The 1,675-nt window shown below is 68.2% G+C and carries 1 protein-coding gene; it reads left to right on the top strand.

All coding sequences use genetic code 11. From position 1 onward, the window contains the following. Positions 1-124: 124 nt before the first annotated feature. Positions 125-1,531 carry an IS1380 family transposase gene (locus JIG36_RS51345; RefSeq protein ID WP_203384267.1) on the top strand — a complete coding sequence of 469 codons (1,407 nt, stop codon included), beginning with the start codon at positions 125-127 and terminating at the stop codon, positions 1,529-1,531. The last annotated feature ends 144 nt before the right edge of the window (positions 1,532-1,675 follow it).

The following is a 1,675-nucleotide window of genomic DNA, read 5'->3' on the forward strand; positions in this document are numbered from 1 at the left end:
CTAGCCTCGGGCGTTCAGTAAGGGCTGCTGCTGGCGGCGTCCGGGAACGCGAAAGTGCCTTCTGATCTGGGATGATCTGACTTGTCTAGGATCAGAATCGTCCGTCACGGAAGGCACTCTCAAGGTGCAGAGTACCGGCACCCGTCCGAAGGTTGTCGTCGCCGGTGGGGCTCGGGGTGTGGTCGGTCATGCCGGCACCCGTCTGCTCACCGATCTGGCTGACAAGACCGGGTTGACCAGTGGTTTCGTTCAAGCGCTCGGGCTGGATCGGGTTCGCCGTCCGGCGCATGAGCCGGGTCGTGTCGCGGTTGATCTGGCGGTGTTACTGGCCGATGGCGGCGAGGCCATCGCGGATTTAGCGGTGCTGCGCCAGCAGCCTGACCTGTTCGGGTCGGTGGCCTCGGATCCGACCGCGTGGCGGGTCCTGGCGGCGATCGACGAACCGGCGCGGGCCCGGTTGCGGGTGGCTCGCGCCGCTGCGCGGGAGCTGGCCTGGGCTCAGTTGCTGGAGACCCGCCGTTCGTTGCCGGTGACTACGGTGCTCGGGCGGGCGTTGCCGGGGTTGGTGCTGGACATCGACGCGACGATCGTGCCGGCCCATTCGGAGAAGGAGTCGGCGGCGGCGACCTGGAAACACACATTCGGCTATCACCCGCTGTTGTGTTTCCTCGATGCCAGCGGGGAGGCCCTGTCCGGGATGCTGCGCCCGGGCAACGCCGGCAGCAACACCGCCGCCGACCACATCACCGTCCTGGGCCAGGCCTTGCAACAGATCCCGGACGCCTATCGGTATGGCAGCCCGATCCTGGTCCGCTGCGATTCGGCGGGCAGCAGCCACGAGTTCCTCGCCCACATCCGCGGCCTGCGCGAGCACGGCATGCACACGCAGTTCTCCGTCGGAGTCGCGATCACCGAACCAGTCCGGGCCGCCATCACCGCCGCGAAAGGCTGGGTGCCGGCGCTCGACGGCGACGGCAGCCTGCGTGACGGCGCGGAAGTCGTCGAACTCACCGACCTGGCCGGGATTGGCCTGCTGGCCTCGTTCCCAGCCGGGACCCGGCTGATCTGCCGTCGGGAACGCCCGCACCCCGGCGCCCAGCTCTCACTGTTCGACCAGGTCAACGGCCTACGGCATCAGGTCTTCGCCACCGACACACCCCACGGCCAGGGTTCGATCCAGTTCCTCGAGGTCCGGCACCGCTGCCACGCCCGGGTCGAGGACCGCATCCGCACCGGCAAAACCACCGGCTTCGGCCGGTTCCCCTCCCGCCAGTTCGCGATCAACCAAGCCTGGCTCGAACTCGCCCTGACCGGTATCGACCTGCTCGCCTGGACCCAGCACCTGCTCCTGGACGGCGCGATGATCCTCGCGGAGCCGAAGAAGCTGCGCTACCGGCTGCTGCACGTCGCCGCGAAACTCACCCGCACCGCCCGGACCACCACGCTGCGCATCGCCGCCGACTGGCCCTGGACCGACACCCTCATCACCGCGTTCCGGCGGCTCGCCGCACTACCGGAACCCGTTACCTGACAACGAAATCCGCTACACCAACAACCAGGACCCAGGGAGCAACCCGGCCTCCGGCCGGGCGATACCACCTGCCCTGGCCACTAACCTCGCCGCCAGCTCACCGCGGCAACAAACCCTCGCTGCTTAATGAAAGACGGAGGCTAG

It is taken from the genome of Paractinoplanes ovalisporus (genome assembly GCF_016834655.1).
GTDB lineage: Bacteria > Actinomycetota > Actinomycetes > Mycobacteriales > Micromonosporaceae > Actinoplanes > Actinoplanes ovalisporus.